A 16,117-nucleotide genomic window follows, 5' to 3' on the forward strand; every position below is an offset into this window, starting at 1 on the left:
GCACCGCTTAACGCCGGGCGCGGGCCAGGATGAAAGATGTTTTAGGAACGGGCGGGACGAGGGCCGGCAGGCGTCGATTGTTACAAGACGTAAGTGCGGGCTTCCGTTGCGATGCCGCGCATCAGTTCTTACAAACTTGAAATATGCGGAGAGGGTGCCTGCCGTTATAGTCGAATCACACATGACACAACCAGAAGAGGAATCCATGAAGACCTTGCGTGTTGCCTCGCTCTTGACCGGTATGACGGCCTTGCTCGTGTCGGGCGCAGCAATGGCGGGAGTCAATGTCGGGATCAACGTCGGCGTGCCGGCACCGGTCTACGTCGCGCCCGCGCCCGTGTATGCGCCGCCGCCGCCGGTCGTCTACCAGCCGGCGCCCGTCTATGCACCGGCACCCGTGTATGCGCCTGCGGTCGTGATCGGCTGGCATGGCGACCGCTACTGGGACGGCCGCCGCTACTGGGGCCGTGACGAGTGGTATCGCCGCCATGGCCGCGGCTGGGGCGGCGATCGGGACCACTGGGATCACGATCGCGGCCGCCACAACGGCTGGCATTGATCGATGCGCCGCGCACGCCGCTTGCGTGCGCGTTCGCGTTCGCGAAGAAACCGCCCTCGAGGCGGTTTTCTTTTGTGCATGAGGGCGGTCGTCGCCCCGATTTCCGGCATGAAATCGCGCACGAAAGGCCGCCGGATGGCTCGAAGCCGGTTTGAATGGGTAGAATCGTCCCACGTTACTACCCCCATTCGACCGACAGGGCCTCTATGACGAAGGGTTCGCCCCGGGCCGCCGCCGCGCGCGTCCGCTTCGGCGCGCTGCATGCCGTACGGGCCGCCGGCCGCATTGCCGCGGTGTTCGCGATGCAGGCGGTGCTTGCCACGGCCGCGCACGCGGCCTACGCCATTGCGCAGTACGGCGAGCCGAAGTATCCGCCGGGCTTCACGCATTTCGACTACGTCAACCCCGACGCACCGAAGGGCGGCACGCTCGTGCTCGCGAACCCGAGCCGGCTGACGTCGTTCGACAAGTTCAATCCGTTCACGATGCGCGGCAACTCGGCGCCGGGCATCGACATGCTGTTCGAGAGTCTCGCGACGGGCAGCTCGGACGAACCGGCCTCTGCGTACGGGCTGCTGGCCGACGACATCGACATCGCGCCCGACCGCCGTTCGGTCACGTTCCACCTGAATCCTCGCGCGCGCTTCTCGAACGGCGATCGCGTCACGGCCGACGACGTCAAGTTCTCGTTCGACACGCTGAAGAGCAAGCTGGCCGCGCCGCAGTTCGGCGCGTATTTCGCGGAGATCGCGAAGGCCGTGGTGGTCGATCCGGCTACCGTGCGTTTCGAGTTCCGCAGCGCGAATCGCGAACTGCCGCTGATCGCCGGCGGCGTGCCCGTGTTCTCGCGCAAGTGGGGATTGCGCGCGGACGGCTCGCGCATCCCGTTCGACCAGCTCGCGTTCGAGCAGCCGATCGGCAGCGGCCCGTACCTGATCGAGCGCTACGACAATGGCCGCACGATTACCTACCGGCGCAACCCCGCGTACTGGGGCGCCGACCTGCCGGTGCGAGTCGGCACCAACAACTTCGAGCGGATCGTCTACAAGCTGTACGGCGACGGTGTTGCGCGGCTCGAGGCGTTCAAGGCCGGCGAATACGATGTGCTCGTCGAGTACATCGCGCGCAACTGGGCGCGGCGCGACGTCGGCAAGCGTTTCGACAACGGTGAGCTCGTCAAGCGCGAATTCCGCCAGCACAACGGCGCCGGCATGCAGGGCTTCTTCATGAATCTGCGCCGGCCGCTGTTTCGAGACGTGCGCGTGCGCCAGGCGCTCGACCTCGCGTTCGACTTCGAATGGCTGAACCGGCAACTGTTCTACAGCGCCTACACGCGCCTCGACAGCTATTTCGCCGACACCGACCTGCAGGCGACCGGCATGCCGGGCGCAGGCGAGCTGAAGCTGCTGGAGCCGCTGCGCGCGCAGCTCGACCCGGCCGTGTTCGGCCCGATGGTCTCGCAGCCGGTCACGAACCCGCCGGGCTCGCTGCGCGCGAACCTGCTGAAGGCGCGCGCGCTGCTTGCGCAGGCCGGCTGGACCTATCGCGACGGCGCGCTGCGCAACGCGAACGGCGAGCCGTTCACGTTCGAGATCCTCGACGATTCGGGCGCTTCGATGACAGGTGTGGTGGCCGCCTATCAGCGCAATCTGACAAAGCTCGGCATCGACGCACGCTTTCGCACCGCCGATTACGCGCTGCTGCAAAAGCGCCTCGATGCGTTCGACTACGACATGACGACGATCCGCTGGCCGGGCGTGCAGGTGCCGGGCGCCGAGCAGTTCTCGCGTTACGGCAGCAAGTTCGCCGACGAACCGGGCTCCGACAACGTCCTCGGGCTGAAGTCGCCGGCCGTCGACACACTGCTGCACGCGCTCGGCACCGCGCAGACGCGCGACGAACTGCTCGACGCGACGCACGCGCTCGACCGCGTGCTGATGCACGGCTACTACACGGTCCCGCAGTGGTACAGCGCGACGCACCGGATCGCGTACAAGCGCACGCTCGCGTATCCGCAAACACTGCCGCTGTACTATTCGGCCGAGGGTTGGGTCGTATCGACCTGGTGGGCCAGGCCCGATCACTGAACCGAGCCGGCCCTTCGTCCAATCCAGCCTACCGATCGCGAGTCGACGCCCTATGTGGAGCTACATCCTCAAACGCCTGCTGCTGATGATCCCGACGCTCATCGGCGTGCTGACCCTCACGTTCGCCGTGATCCAGTTCGTGCCGGGCGGCCCGGTCGAACAGGCCGTGCTCGAGCTGCGCAAGGGCGCGACGGAGCAGGGCGGGGTGCCGTTCGGGATGCGTGCGCACACCGGCGTCGACGCGCAGCAGCTCGCGCAGCTCAAGGCGCTGTACGGCTTCGACAAGCCGCCGCTCGAACGCTACTGGCTGATGCTGAAGCGCTTCGCGCGCTTCGATCTCGGCGACAGCTATTTCCGCCACCAGAGCGTGTGGTCGCTGATCGTGCAGAAGCTGCCCGTGTCGATCAGCATCGGGCTGTGGACGTTCTTCCTCACGTACCTGATCTCGGTGCCGCTCGGCATCGCGAAGGCCGTGCGCAACGGTTCGCCGTTCGACGTCGCGACGAGCCTCGTCGTGCTCGTCGGCTACGCGATTCCGGGCTTCGTGCTCGGCGTGCTGCTGCTCGTGCTGTTCGGCGGCGGCTCGTTCTGGCAGCTCTTTCCGCTGCGCGGCCTCACGTCGGACAACTTCGCGCAGCTGTCGCTCGTCGGCAAGGTGCTCGACTACCTGTGGCATATCGCGCTGCCGATCACCGCGTCGGTCGTCGGCAGCTTCGCGGTCATCACGATGCTCACGAAGAATGCGTTCCTCGACCAGATCCGCCGGCAATACGTGCTGACCGCGCGTGCGAAGGGGCTCTCCGAGCGCAACGTGCTGTGGAAGCACGTGTTCCGCAATGCGATGCTGCCTCTGATCGTCGGCTTTCCGGCCGCGTTCATCGGCGCGTTCTTCACGGGCAGCCTGCTGATCGAGACGCTGTTCTCGCTCGACGGCCTCGGGCTGCTGTCGTACGAGTCGGTCGTGCGGCGCGATTATCCGGTCGTGCTCGGCACGCTGTACCTGTTCACGCTGATCGGGCTCGCGACCAAGCTGATCTCCGATCTCTGCTATGTGTGGGTCGATCCGCGCATTCAATTCGACAACCTGGAGCGCTGACATGAAACGATCCGTCCGCCTGTCCGGCGTTACCGGGCGAGGGCCGCGATGAACCGGGCCGTCGTGTCGTCCCGCATCGACGCGGCGCGCGCGCGCGTGTCGCCGTCGCCCGCGCGTCGCGTGTGGCAGCGCTTCAGGCAGCAGCGGCTCGGCTACTGGAGCTTCGTGATCTTCGTCGTCGCGTTCGCCGCGAGCCTCGCGGCGCCGCTGTGGTCGAACGACAAGCCGCTCGTCGTGCGCTACGACGGCCAATACTATTTCCCGCTGTTCCATGCGTATCCGGAGACGACCTTCGGCGGCGATTTCCCGACGCCGGCCGACTATCTCGATCCGTATGTGCGCAAGCGGCTCGAGGCGCCCGGCAACTTCGTCGTCTACCCGCCGAACCGCTACTACTACGACACGCTGAACTACTTCTCGAACGTGCCGAACCCTGCGCCGCCGTCGCGCGCGAACTGGCTCGGCACCGACGCGCAGGGGCGCGACCTGCTCGCGCGGCTCGTGTACGGGTTCCGCGTGTCGGTCGAGTTCGGGCTGATCCTGACCGTGATCGGCACGCTGCTCGGGATCGCCGCGGGCGCCGTGCAGGGCTTCTTCGGCGGGCGCATCGACATCGTCGGGCAGCGGCTGATCGAGATCTGGAGCTCGCTGCCCGAGCTGTACCTGCTGATCATCTTCGCGTCGATCTTCGAGCCGAGCTTCCTGCTGCTGATCGTGCTGCTGTCGCTGTTCGGCTGGATCGGGCTCGCCGACTACGTGCGCGCGGAATTCCTGCGCAACCGCACGCAGGACTACGTGCGCGCCGCGCGCGCGATGGGGCTCACGAACTGGCAGATCATCTGGCGCCACGTGCTGCCGAACAGTCTCACGCCGGTGATCACGTTCCTGCCGTTCCGGATGAGCGGCTCGATCCTCGCGCTCACGAGCCTCGACTTCCTCGGCCTCGGCGTGCCGCCGCCGACGCCGAGCCTCGGCGAGCTGCTCGCGCAGGGCAAGGGCAACCTCGACGCCTGGTGGATCTCGCTGTCGACGTTCGGCGTGCTGGTCACGACGCTGCTGCTGCTGACCTTCATGGGCGACGCGCTGCGCAACGCGCTCGATACGCGGATTGCCGATTCGGTGCGCGCGGCGGGAGGTCAGCGATGAGCGAACCGGTTGTATCGGCACAGCATGAGCCGCTGCTGTCGCTCGAACGTCTGCATGTGCGTTTCGGCGATACGGTCGCGGTGGACGACGTGACGCTCGCGATCGGACGCGGCGAGCGCGTCGCGCTCGTCGGCGAGTCGGGTTCGGGCAAGAGCGTGACCGCGCTGTCGATCCTGCGGTTGCTGCGCGACGCCGACATGAGCGGCGCGATCCGCTTCGCGGGGCAGGACCTGGCCGTCAAGAGCGAGCGCGAGATGCGCGGGCTGCGCGGCTCGGACATCGCGATGATCTTCCAGGAACCGATGACGGCGCTCAACCCGCTGTATACGATCGGCGTGCAGATCGGCGAGACGATCGTGCTGCACGACGGCGTATCGGCCGTCGAGGCGCGCAAGCGCGCGATCGCATTGCTCGCGCGCACCGGCATCGCGGAGCCCGAGAAGCGGGTCGACAGCTACCCGCACCAGTTGTCGGGCGGCCAGCGGCAACGCGCGATGATCGCGATGGCGCTCGCGTGCCGGCCGCGCCTGTTGCTCGCCGACGAGCCGACCACCGCGCTCGACGTGACGATCCGCGCGCAGATCGTCGACCTGCTGCTGGAGTTGCAGCGCGAGGAAGCGGAAAAGCGCGGGATGGCGATCCTGCTGATCACGCACGACCTGAATCTCGTACGGCATTTCGCCGATCGCGTCGCGGTGATGGAGCGCGGCCGGCTCGTCGAGAGCGGGGCCGTCGAGCGGATTTTCGCCGAACCCGAGCATCCGTACACGCAACGCCTGCTGAACAGCCGGCCGCAACGCGTGATCGCGCCCGTGATGCCGATCGCGCCGGTCGTGCTCGACGCGCGCCACGTAAGCGTGCAGTTCGCGCGCAAGCGGCCGGGTTTCGCGGGCTGGTTCGGCACGGTGCCCGTGACGGCCGTCGCGGACGTATCGGTGTCGGTGCGGCAGGGCGAGACGCTCGGCATCGTCGGCGAATCGGGTTCCGGGAAGTCGACGCTCGCGATGGCGCTGCTCGGGCTGCAGAAGACGGCCGGCGGCGAGATCGAATTCCAGGGGCGCGCGCTGTCGACCTATCGCGGCCGCGAACAGACCGCGCTGCGCTCGAACATGCAGGTCGTCTTTCAGGATCCGTTCAGTTCACTTTCGCCGCGTCACACGATCGAGCGGATCGTCGGCGAGGGGCTCGAGCTGCATCACCCGGAAATGACGCCCGATGCGCGCCGCGCGAAGTCGCTCGCGGTGCTGCGCGAAGTGGGCCTCGACCGCACGGTGCTGCATCGTTATCCGCACGAATTCTCGGGCGGGCAGCGCCAGCGGATCGCGATCGCGCGCGCGCTGGTGCTGGAGCCGCGCATCCTGATCCTCGACGAGCCGACTTCCGCGCTCGACGTGTCGATCCAGCAGCAGGTGCTGAAACTGCTCGCGAATTTGCAACAGAAATACAACCTCGGCTATGTATTCATCAGCCACGACCTGGAGGTGATCGGCGCGATGGCGCACCGTGTCGCGGTGATGCAGGACGGTGCCGTCGTCGAGTCGGGAGACGTGGCCGACATCCTCACCAGACCGTCACATCCTTACACACAAAAGCTGTTGAAAGCGGTCTGGAAAGCGTGATAAGCCGCCAATGGTCTGATCATCTCGATTGTATTTATTAATTTGTTTTGACAAACGATTACGCGCTGGCTAGTATCGACCGAAATTTTCCGCCAATCAGCTGATTTTTAAGCAAATTCCATCGACCAATGCAGCATCGATCCCTGACCCAGGCATGCGCGCGCACCATCGCCGGGCTGTTCATCGGCGCCCTGTTCGCAGCAGCTCCCGGCGCGTTCGCCGACGAAGTCAGCAGTTTTAACCAGAATGTCACGAATTCGACTCAAATCGGGTCGACTTCCTCCCTCCAGCAGACCAGCGCGCAGCCGTCGAGCGGCGGTGCGAAGTCGTTCCTTGCCGGCATGGCGGGCAAGGCGGGCGACGTGGTCGTCGGCGCGCTGAACATGATCGGCGTGCGATATCGCTGGGGCGGCAACTCGCCGGATTCGGGCCTCGACTGCAGCGGCTTCGTGCGTTATGTGTTCCAGGACACGCTCGGCATGTCGCTGCCGCGTCGTGCGGAAGAAATGAGCCGTGTCGGCGAGAAGGTGAGCATGAGCAACCTGAAGCCGGGCGACCTCGTGTTCTTCAACACGATGCGCCGCACGTTCTCGCACGTCGGCATCTACATCGGCGACAACAAGTTCGTGCACTCGCCGTCGACGGGCAGCACCGTCCGCGTCGACGATCTCGACAACGGCTACTGGGAAAAGCGTTTCACCGGCGCGCGCCGGATCGAGTCGGAGTTCCCGATGAAGGCCGAGGATCTGCGTCAGCGCGTGCGCGCGACGCTCGGCGACGATTCCGCGAACGGCAACAACTGACGTTCGCCGGTCAGTCGGGCCGGATCGAAAAAACCCTGTCACCGAAAGGCGGCAGGGTTTTTTGTTTTGGGGCCGGCGCGGGCAGCGAGGCGGAAGTCGTTCCGCCGGTCGCGGGGCGGCGGCGCGTACCGCCCCTTCCCGCGAATGACGTGCTTACGCGGCAGCCGTGCCGCGCGCTTCCGCAAGCTTGCGCTGCAGTTCCGGCATGATGCGCGCGACTGCTTCCTCGCCGGCGAGGATCGCCGCGTTGCGCTGGTTGAAGTCGCTGCCGCCCATGGCCGCGAGGTTCGGTCGGATCACGACGTCCGCGTATTTGTCGAGTTCGTAGGTCTTGATCGTCTGGCCCATGATCGTGAAGGTCTGCAGCAGCATCTCGATCGGGTTGTTGGTCGCTGCGCCGTCCGGCCGGGCCGAGATGTCGACCGCGATCACGAAGCTCGCGCCCATCTTGCGCGCGTACGACGCGGGCACCGGGCTCACGAGGCCGCCGTCGACGTATTCGCGGTTGCCGATCTTCACCGGTTCGAACACCGACGGCACGCTGCACGACGCGCGCACCGCGAGCCCCGTGTTGCCCTGCTGGAACAGGATCGGCTGACCGCTCTGCAGATCCGTCGCGACGATGCCGAGCGGCTTCGCCATCTTCTCGATCGGCCGGTTGTTGAGCGTCTTGTTCAGGAAGTTCTGCAGCGCGACGCCTTGCAGCAGGCCGCGCGAGCGGAACGGCAGTGCCCAGTCGCTGATCGACGCCTGGTCCATGTCGAGCGCGATCTTGTTGATCTGCAATGCGCTCATGCCGGACGCATAGAGCGCACCGACCACCGAGCCCGCGCTCGTGCCCGCGACGATTTCGACCGGGATGCCGCGCGCTTCGAGCGCCTTCAGCACGCCGATGTGCGAGAAGCCGCGCGCGGCGCCGCCGCCGAGCGCGATGCCGATCTTCACGGGCTTCTCGTGCGGGGCGGGGCTGGATGCGTTGTCGGAGCGGGACTTGCCGCCGAACGACGTACAGGCGGCGAGGCCGGCGGACGCGCAAGCGATCGTGAAGTGGCGGCGCGACAGGCGAGGGGACGACATCGAATGGTTCTCCGGCGGCGGCGGGTTACATGGCCCGCGGCGGCGATAGGTTCCGAGCAGCCGCGCGGCGGGTTCCGTGCGGCCGGCGCCGCGTCGGCTGGCGGCCGCGGCGCGCACATCATAAAGCAAGCGGTGCGCTTGGCGCGATGTCCGGCGCGAGTATAATTCCGGCTTCTTTCCCGTTCCGGGCGTCGCCGGCCCCGTTGCTGTCCGGGCTGCCGCCGTCGATCCCGCGTCGAATCATTCATGCGCCCCAGGCGTTCGAGTTACCGTTTATGACCCGTCCTGTCCGTACCCGCTTCGCGCCGAGTCCCACCGGCTTCATCCACCTCGGCAACATCCGCTCCGCGCTCTATCCGTGGGCGTTCGCCCGCAAGATGAACGGCACGTTCGTGCTGCGCATCGAGGATACCGACGTCGAGCGCTCGTCGCAGGAAGCGGTCGATGCGATCCTCGAAGGGATGCAATGGCTCGGCCTGGATTTCGATGAAGGCCCGATCTACCAGATGCAGCGGATGGACCGCTATCGCGAGGTGCTCGCGCAGATGCTGGAGAAGGGTCTCGCATATCCGTGCTACATGTCGGCCGAGGAACTCGATGCGCTGCGCGAACGCCAGCGCGAGGCCGGTCTGAAGCCGCGCTACGACGGCACGTGGCGTCCGGAGCCCGGCAAGGTGCTGCCGGAGCCGCCGGCGGGCGTGAAGCCCGTGCTGCGCTTCCGCAATCCGCTGACGGGCACGGTCGTGTGGGACGACGCCGTGAAGGGGCGTGTCGAGATCTCGAACGAGGAGCTCGACGACCTCGTGATCGCGCGTCCGGACGGCACGCCGATCTACAACTTCTGCGTGGTGGTGGACGACATGGACATGGGCATCACGCACGTGATCCGTGGCGACGACCACGTGAACAACACGCCGCGCCAGATCAACATCCTGAATGCGCTCGGCGGCGAGGCGCCCGTCTACGCGCACCTGCCGACCGTGCTGAACGAGCAGGGCGAGAAGATGAGCAAGCGGCATGGCGCGATGAGCGTGATGGCGTACCGCGACGCGGGCTTCCTGCCCGAAGCGGTCGTCAACTATCTCGCGCGCCTCGGCTGGTCGCACGGCGACGCCGAGATCTTCTCGCGCGAGCAGTTCGTCGAATGGTTCGATCTCGAGCATCTCGGCAAGTCGCCCGCGCAGTACGACCACAGCAAGCTGAGCTGGCTGAACGCGCATTACATCAAGGAAGCCGACAACGCGCGCCTCGCCGCGCTCGCAAAGCCGTTCCTCGATGCGCTCGGCATCGACGACGCGGCGATCGCGACGGGCCCGGCGCTCGACGCGGTGGTCGGGCTGATGAAGGATCGCGCGACGACGATCAAGGAGATCGCCGAAGGCGCCGCGATGTTCTACCGTGTGCCCGTGCCGGAAGCCGATGCGCTCGCGCAGCACGTGACCGATGCGGTGCGGCCGGCGCTGGCCGATCTCGTCGTCGCGCTGAAGGCGGCCGACTGGACGAAGGAGGCCGTGTCCGCTGCGCTGAAGGCGACGCTCGGCACGCACAAGCTGAAGATGCCGCAACTCGCGATGCCGGTGCGTCTGCTGGTGGCAGGGACGACGCACACGCCGTCGATCGACGCGGTGCTCGTGCTGTTCGGTCGCGACGTGGTGGTGTCTCGCATCGAGGCCGCGCTGGTCTGAGGTTCGTGCGCGAGCGAAGCTGTTTGCGCGTCACATCGAGGCAGCTTCGCAAAAAATTTCGCGCGAATCGCAAAAAGGGTATTTACAAGTTCAAAGTCGGTCCATATAATCTCATTTCTGTTCTGCAAGGGGGTATAGCTCAGCTGGGAGAGCGCTTGCATGGCATGCAAGAGGTCAGCGGTTCGATCCCGCTTACCTCCACCAACAGAACGAACTGGATTGATTTGCGAAGCAGCGGTGGTAATAAATGCTTCACAAAATGATTCAAAGCAGTTAGAATTCCGGCCTTCGCTGTTGACCAGAAGTGAATAGCGAAAGTCAGACAGATCTGAAAAGATTTTGTCCCCTTCGTCTAGAGGCCTAGGACATCACCCTTTCACGGTGAGTACAGGGGTTCGAATCCCCTAGGGGACGCCAGATTCAGCGGCGTTTCGTAGAAGTGCCGCAACGCGTGCAGGAACGTGACGATGTCCTGCAGGCGATAGTGCAGAAAGCTGGAGCGGTAGTTCAGTTGGTTAGAATACCGGCCTGTCACGCCGGGGGTCGCGGGTTCGAGCCCCGTCCGCTCCGCCAGAACGAAGCCCGTTCAAGACGTTTTTGAGCGGGCTTTTGTATTAAGGATGTAAGCAGTACGTTGTCCCCTTCGTCTAGAGGCCTAGGACATCACCCTTTCACGGTGAGTACAGGGGTTCGAATCCCCTAGGGGACGCCAGATTCAGCGGCGTTTCGTAGAAGTGTCGCAGCGCGTGCAGGAACGTGACGATGTCCTGCAGGCGGTAGCGCAGAAAGCTGGAGCGGTAGTTCAGTTGGTTAGAATACCGGCCTGTCACGCCGGGGGTCGCGGGTTCGAGCCCCGTCCGCTCCGCCAGAACGAAGCCCGTTCAAAAAACGTTTTTGAACGGGCTTTTTAGTTAAAGATGTAAGCAGTACGTTGTCCCCTTCGTCTAGAGGCCTAGGACATCACCCTTTCACGGTGAGTACAGGGGTTCGAATCCCCTAGGGGACGCCAGATTTCGGCGTCGTTCGAACAAACGATGCGCCGGCAGGAAGCAACCGACGCCTGCCAGGCAAGCAGCAACACTGGAGCGGTAGTTCAGTTGGTTAGAATACCGGCCTGTCACGCCGGGGGTCGCGGGTTCGAGTCCCGTCCGCTCCGCCAGAAAATGAAGAAGCCCGCCTTGTGCGGGCTTCTTCATTTGTATCGTCGATTGCGCCCGCTGGCGGGCGCGCGGCATCCGGGTGTCACGCGCCGAGCTGCTACGAGAAATTCGCGATTGCATCCGCACGCGACTGCGCTATCGTGGCGGGATGCGTTCTTGACCCCTGCGCGATGCTCGATCCGACCGACCTGCGACTCCTGTATCAGCTCCGTCCCGCGGAGCCCGGCGATTTCCCGTTTGCCGAAGCGCTGACGCACGGCAACATGGGCGGCTACTACAAGCGCCATGGGCTTGTGTGGCGCAGCGACCTGTTCTATGCGAGCTGGCGCGAATCCGAGAACTTCATCCTCGAGGCCGACGGCGAGCGCATCGGCGTGCTGCGCGTGACCGAGGAAGGCGACTCGCTGCATATCCGCGACGTACAGATCGCGGCCGGCCATCGCGGGCAGGGTGCCGGCACCTACATGCTCGACATGTCGCACCGCTGGGCGCGTGCGCGCGGGCTGCACGAACTGCAATTGCGCGTGTTCGTCGACAATCCCGCGGCACGTCTCTACCTGCGCATGGGCTATCGGGTATCCGGGCCGCGGCTCGCGCAACTTGGCTCGATCCGCCACATGGTGCGGCCGGTCTGACGACCTGGAGTGAGGCGGTCAACGGATAGCGCCGATCGCGTCGTCGTCCGGTATTTCGTCGTCCGCAAGGCTGCCTTCCGGGCCGCGGTGCTCGTAGCCGCGCAGCATGAACGCGCGCGGGCTTTGGCCGAATGCACGGCGGAACATCGCCGAGAAGGCGCTCTGGCTCTGGTAGCCGAGTTCGCGCGCGATATGCGACAGCGGGCGTCCCTGGTTCAGCAGCGGGATCGCCCGTGCCAGCAGCGCCTGCTGGCGCCACTGCGAAAAGCTCACGCCCAGTTCCTGCTTGAAGAGCCGCGAAATCGTGCGCGTGCTCGCGCCCACCTCGCTCGCCCAGTGTTCGAGCGACTCCGCATGCGCCGGGTGCGCGAGTACCGATTCGCACAGCATGCGCAGGCGTTTCTCGTCGGGCATCGGCACCGCGAGCGGCAGCGGTTCGGCGTGACTCAGCTCGTCGAGCACGAGTCCGCACAGCAGGCGCTCGCGCGCGCTGCTCAGGTCGCGCGCGTCGAGTGCGACGATCAGTTCGCGCAGGAGCCCCGTCACTTCGACGACGCGGCACGCGTCGAGCCCGCCCGGCACGACCGACTCGTCGATATACAGCGTGCGCAAATACGCTTCTTCGACGATCACGACCTCGTGCGTTACACGCGGCGGCACCCAGATCGCGCGGGACGGCGGCACCATCCAGGTCGTGCCGGTCGTCGCGACGCGCAGCACGCCGCGCGATGCGTACGCGAGCTGCGCCCACGCATGCGTGTGCAGCGGAATGCGGCGGCCGGCGTCGACCTGCCGTGCGCGCACGCGCATCGGATGGACGGCGGTCGGCGCGAATTCGGGCGGGATGTCGATGACGTCGAATGGGCTCGATACGTCGGCTTGGACGGGCGGATTCATGGACGGTTCGGACAGCGCGGCGGCGATGCCGTTATTTTAGAAGGCGCCGCGCAAGCGCATGCGGCGGTTTTTCGGGCGATCATGCCGCGTTCAAATGAACTTTGTATGGACCCCGGCGAATTCGGGCGGCCGCCCGGGGCCGCGCGCGTCTGCGGGTTCGAACCATCGGGCCGATATCGTGGTCTATCGATGCGTGAGCGATTTCGCATGAATCGCGCGCGAACACGGCAATAACGAATCGAAGAGGAGAACCAGGATGCGCCATGTATTCGTCTACGGCACCTTGAGAGCCGGGGAGGCCAACGACATCGGCCATGCGGCCGCGCGACACGGGATTGTCCCGCCGACGCTGCTGGGTGCGGTCGCGCTGCCGGGCGAACTGTACGATTTCGGCACGTATCCGGGGATGATCGCCGGGCCGGCCGGCAAATCGCTGGTCTGGGGCGACGTCTACGAGGTCGACGATCAGCTCGTCCCCGTGCTCGACGAGATCGAGCGCGTCTATCCGGGCGTCGACTCGTTGTTCAGGCCGGAAGAGGTGACAGTCGAGCTCGGCGGGCGGCAGTACGCATGCCTGTATTATCCGGTCGCCGCGCACGCGGTTGCCGAACGTCCGCGCATTGCGTCGGGCGACTGGGTCCAGCACCGGCGCGAGCGGGAAGCCGCCTGACCGATCGCGCGGCTGCCGGTCTTGCCGCAAAAGGAAAAGCGCCCCGCGGGGCGCTTTTTTCATGCCGGCATCGCTTGCGACCGGCGGCGGCGCGTGGCCGGCCGCCTTTCGCAGCGGGCAGCGTCGTCAGATTTCCTCGTACAGCGGCAGCGTCAGGAATTCAGTGAAGCCTTCCGACGTCGACATCTGCTCGAAGATTGCCGCGGCGCGTTCGTACGGCTGCGTGTTGCCGCCGACCGAGCGCTTCACGTTGTCGAGCTCGATCTTCGCGAATTCGCGCACCAGTTCGGCCGTGACCTTGCGGCCGTCGTCGAGCACGCCCTTCGGCGAGCGGATCCATTGCCACACCTGCGAACGGGAGATCTCGGCCGTGGCCGCGTCTTCCATCAGGTTGTGGATCGGCACGCAGCCGTTGCCGTCGAGCCAGGCGCCGAGGTAATGGATGCCGACGTTGATATTGTTGCGCAGGCCGGCCTCGGTGATCGGCGCTTCCGGCTGGAAGTCGAGCAGGTTCTTGCCTTCGACCTGCACGTCGTCGCGCTGCTTCGCGATCTGGTTCGGCTTGTCGCCGAGCACCTTGACGAACTCTTCCATCGCGATCGGCACGAGGCCCGGGTGCGCAACCCAGCCGCCGTCGTAGCCGTCGGTCGCGTCGCGCTGCTTGTCCGAGCGCACGCCGCCCATCGCCTTGTCGTTCGCCTCCGGATCGTTCTTGATCGGGATCAGCGCGCTCATCCCGCCGATCGCCGGCGCGTTGCGCTTGTGGCAGGTCTTCAGCAGCAGCAGCGCATACGCGCGCATGAACGGCACCGTCATCGTGATCTTCGAACGCTCCGCCAGGCAGAAATCGCGGTCGTTCTTGAACTTCTTGATCGCCGAGAAGATGTAGTCCCAGCGGCCGGCGTTCAGGCCCGAGCTGTGTTCGCGCAGTTCATACAGGATCTCGTCCATCTCGAACGCGGCGAGGATCGTCTCGATCAGCACCGTCGCGCGGATCGTGCCGCGCGGCACGCCGACCGCCTCCTGCGCGGCGACGAAGATGTCGTTCCACAGGCGCGCCTCGAGATGGCTTTCCATCTTCGGCAGGTAGAAGTACGGGCCCGAGCCGCGCGCGATCAGTTCCTTCGCGTTGTGGAACAGGAACAGCGCGAAATCGAAGAGGCCGCCGGACACGCGCTGGCCGTCGACCGTCACGTGCTTCTCGTCGAGGTGCCAGCCGCGCGGACGCACGATCAGCGTCGCGACCTTGTCGTTCAACCGGTACGACTTGCCGTTCTGATCGAGCGAGATCGTGCGGCGCACCGCGTCCTTCAGGTTGATCTGGCCGTCGATCTGGTTCGTCCAGTTCGGTGCGTTCGAATCCTCGAAGTCCGTCATGTACGAATCGGCGCCCGAGTTCAGCGCGTTGATGATCATCTTGCGCTCGACGGGGCCCGTGATCTCGACACGGCGGCATTGCAGGTCGGCCGGCAGCGGCGCAACCTTCCAGTCGCCTTCGCGGATCGCCTTGGTATCGGCCAGGAAATCGGGGCGCTCGCCCGCGTCGAGGCGATTCGTGCGCTCGACGCGCGCCTGCAGCAGCGCCTGGCGGCGCGGTTCGAACGTGCGGTGCAGCGCTGCGACGAGTGCGAGCGCTTCGGGCGTCAGGATCGCTTCGTAACCCGGCTTGATTTCGCCGGTGATCGTCATGCCTTGCGGCAGCGTGATCGGGGTGCTCATGAGTCTCATCTCCTTGGTCGGTCAGTTGCGGTTTCGGTGAAGGGGGAAGGCGGCAGCGCTGCGAACGTCATGCACCCGGGCCGGGGCGCGTGCGGTTTGCGGGCTTGCCGGACGGAGCCGGGGTGGCGAGGAATGCGAGCAGGTCGGCCATGCCGGTGCCCGTGCCGTCGGGCGGCGCGCCGAGTTCCTCGGCGGGCGCGCCCGTGCGGTTGAGCCAGAACGTCGTGTAGCCGAACCACGCGGCCCCGGCGACGTCCCAGGCGTTCGACGACACGAACACGATGCCGCGCGGGTTCGGCCCGAACGCGGCGGTGCCGAGCGCGTAGACGGCCGGACTCGGCTTGTAGGCGCGCACGGTGTCGGCCGACAGCACGCGATCGAACAGCCCGGACATGCCGGCGCTCTTGATCGCGATGTCGAGCATCTGCGGGTTGCCGTTCGACAGGATCGCCAGCGGCGGGCGTGGTTCGAGCGCGCGCAGCTGGCGCAGCGCGGGCACCGTATCGGGATAGGTGGACAGGCACGCGTATTCGTCCATCAGCCGCTTCTCGGCCGCGCTGTTCAGCGCGAGGCCGAGCGCGCGCGCGGCGAACCTCAGCGCGTCGAGCGTGATGTCCCGGAACGGGCGATAGCGGGCACCGGCCGGATCGGCGAGCGTGCGCAGCTGCGAGTATTCGATTTGCTTGCGTCGCCACAGCTGCGACAACCGTTCCCCGTGACCGGGAAACATCTGCTCTGCCGCGGCCACGACCGCGTGCACGTCGAACAACGTGCCGAATGCGTCGAAGAGGATTGCGTCGGGAGAGGAGAGTGTCGTTGTGGCCGACATAGCCTTGCGCTCCAGTTTCAGAGGTCGAGATCGATTCTATTCGTGATCGTAGGTGCTAAAAAAGACGCTAATCATCACTTGATCTTTTACTTTCATATACCTAATCTTGAGCGGCTTAAGCTATTTGAAGGGCGG

At 65.7% G+C, this 16,117-nt stretch carries 13 protein-coding genes and 7 tRNA genes; 16 read left to right on the forward strand and 4 right to left on the reverse strand.

Annotated features, from left to right (window positions below; genetic code table 11):
- The first annotated feature begins 205 nt into the window (after positions 1–205).
- The 6 genes from BFF94_RS07845 to BFF94_RS07870 all read left to right on the forward strand — a co-directional run bounded on the left by BFF94_RS07845 (position 206) and on the right by BFF94_RS07870 (position 7,310).
- On the forward strand, positions 206–559 hold the full coding sequence (locus tag BFF94_RS07845) for a hypothetical protein (RefSeq protein ID WP_128842461.1): 354 nt from the start codon (positions 206–208) through the stop codon (positions 557–559).
- A 206-nt stretch (positions 560–765) separates the two neighbouring features.
- Positions 766–2,646, forward strand: a complete 1,881-nt coding sequence (locus BFF94_RS07850; protein WP_128842462.1) for an extracellular solute-binding protein — start codon at positions 766–768, stop codon at positions 2,644–2,646.
- A 52-nt stretch (positions 2,647–2,698) separates the two neighbouring features.
- Positions 2,699–3,742, forward strand: coding sequence for a microcin C ABC transporter permease YejB (locus tag BFF94_RS07855; protein ID WP_128842463.1), 1,044 nt, complete (start codon positions 2,699–2,701; stop codon positions 3,740–3,742).
- Between the two features lie 48 nt (positions 3,743–3,790).
- The gene (locus BFF94_RS07860; RefSeq protein ID WP_128842464.1) at positions 3,791–4,888 is read left to right on the forward strand and encodes an ABC transporter permease; all 1,098 of its coding nucleotides are present in this window, start codon (positions 3,791–3,793) and stop codon (positions 4,886–4,888) included.
- Positions 4,885–6,507 (forward strand): ABC transporter ATP-binding protein, encoded by a 1,623-nt coding sequence (locus tag BFF94_RS07865; RefSeq protein ID WP_128842465.1) that lies wholly within the window; start codon positions 4,885–4,887, stop codon positions 6,505–6,507. Before BFF94_RS07860 ends, BFF94_RS07865 begins: the two co-directional genes overlap by 4 nt.
- A gap of 128 nt (positions 6,508–6,635) precedes the next feature.
- The gene (locus BFF94_RS07870) at positions 6,636–7,310 is read left to right on the forward strand and encodes a C40 family peptidase (RefSeq protein WP_128842466.1); all 675 of its coding nucleotides are present in this window, start codon (positions 6,636–6,638) and stop codon (positions 7,308–7,310) included.
- 153 nt (positions 7,311–7,463) lie between these two features.
- Here the strand turns inward: BFF94_RS07870 and BFF94_RS07875 are convergent, their stop codons facing one another.
- Complete coding sequence (locus BFF94_RS07875) at positions 7,464–8,387, reverse strand: patatin-like phospholipase family protein (RefSeq protein ID WP_128842467.1); 924 nt, start codon at positions 8,385–8,387, stop codon at positions 7,464–7,466.
- A gap of 275 nt (positions 8,388–8,662) precedes the next feature.
- Between BFF94_RS07875 and gltX the strand changes: the two genes are divergently transcribed.
- The 9 genes from gltX to BFF94_RS07920 all read left to right on the forward strand — a co-directional run bounded on the left by gltX (position 8,663) and on the right by BFF94_RS07920 (position 11,867).
- Positions 8,663–10,072, forward strand: coding sequence for a glutamate--tRNA ligase (gene gltX, locus BFF94_RS07880; protein ID WP_128842468.1), 1,410 nt, complete (start codon positions 8,663–8,665; stop codon positions 10,070–10,072).
- Between the two features lie 128 nt (positions 10,073–10,200).
- Positions 10,201–10,276 (forward strand) — tRNA-Ala (locus tag BFF94_RS07885).
- 137 nt (positions 10,277–10,413) lie between these two features.
- A tRNA-Glu gene (locus BFF94_RS07890) sits at positions 10,414–10,489 on the forward strand.
- A gap of 79 nt (positions 10,490–10,568) precedes the next feature.
- Positions 10,569–10,645: transfer RNA gene (locus tag BFF94_RS07895), tRNA-Asp, on the forward strand.
- 63 nt (positions 10,646–10,708) lie between these two features.
- Positions 10,709–10,784 (forward strand) — tRNA-Glu (locus BFF94_RS07900).
- Positions 10,785–10,863: 79 nt separating this feature from the next.
- Positions 10,864–10,940, forward strand: a tRNA-Asp gene (locus BFF94_RS07905).
- A 65-nt stretch (positions 10,941–11,005) separates the two neighbouring features.
- Positions 11,006–11,081: transfer RNA gene (locus tag BFF94_RS07910), tRNA-Glu, on the forward strand.
- Between the two features lie 73 nt (positions 11,082–11,154).
- Positions 11,155–11,231, forward strand: a tRNA-Asp gene (locus tag BFF94_RS07915).
- Positions 11,232–11,402: 171 nt separating this feature from the next.
- Positions 11,403–11,867, forward strand: a complete 465-nt coding sequence (locus BFF94_RS07920) for a GNAT family N-acetyltransferase (RefSeq protein ID WP_128843961.1) — start codon at positions 11,403–11,405, stop codon at positions 11,865–11,867.
- 18 nt (positions 11,868–11,885) lie between these two features.
- Here the strand turns inward: BFF94_RS07920 and BFF94_RS07925 are convergent, their stop codons facing one another.
- On the reverse strand, positions 11,886–12,764 hold the full coding sequence (locus tag BFF94_RS07925) for an AraC family transcriptional regulator (protein WP_128843960.1): 879 nt from the start codon (positions 12,762–12,764) through the stop codon (positions 11,886–11,888).
- Between the two features lie 256 nt (positions 12,765–13,020).
- On the opposite strand from BFF94_RS07925, the gene BFF94_RS07930 reads away from it, so the two are divergent.
- On the forward strand, positions 13,021–13,434 hold the full coding sequence (locus BFF94_RS07930) for a gamma-glutamylcyclotransferase family protein (RefSeq protein WP_128843959.1): 414 nt from the start codon (positions 13,021–13,023) through the stop codon (positions 13,432–13,434).
- A 126-nt stretch (positions 13,435–13,560) separates the two neighbouring features.
- Here BFF94_RS07930 and aceB read toward each other — a convergent pair whose 3' ends face one another.
- Both aceB and BFF94_RS07940 read right to left on the reverse strand, forming a co-directional pair.
- Positions 13,561–15,153 carry a malate synthase A gene (aceB, locus tag BFF94_RS07935; protein WP_128843958.1) on the reverse strand — a complete coding sequence of 531 codons (1,593 nt, stop codon included), beginning with the start codon at positions 15,151–15,153 and terminating at the stop codon, positions 13,561–13,563.
- A gap of 67 nt (positions 15,154–15,220) precedes the next feature.
- The gene (locus tag BFF94_RS07940) at positions 15,221–15,982 is read right to left on the reverse strand and encodes a haloacid dehalogenase type II (protein WP_128843957.1); all 762 of its coding nucleotides are present in this window, start codon (positions 15,980–15,982) and stop codon (positions 15,221–15,223) included.
- Positions 15,983–16,117: the final 135 nt, after the last annotated feature.

It is taken from the genome of Burkholderia catarinensis (genome assembly GCF_001883705.2).
Taxonomy (GTDB): domain Bacteria; phylum Pseudomonadota; class Gammaproteobacteria; order Burkholderiales; family Burkholderiaceae; genus Burkholderia; species Burkholderia catarinensis.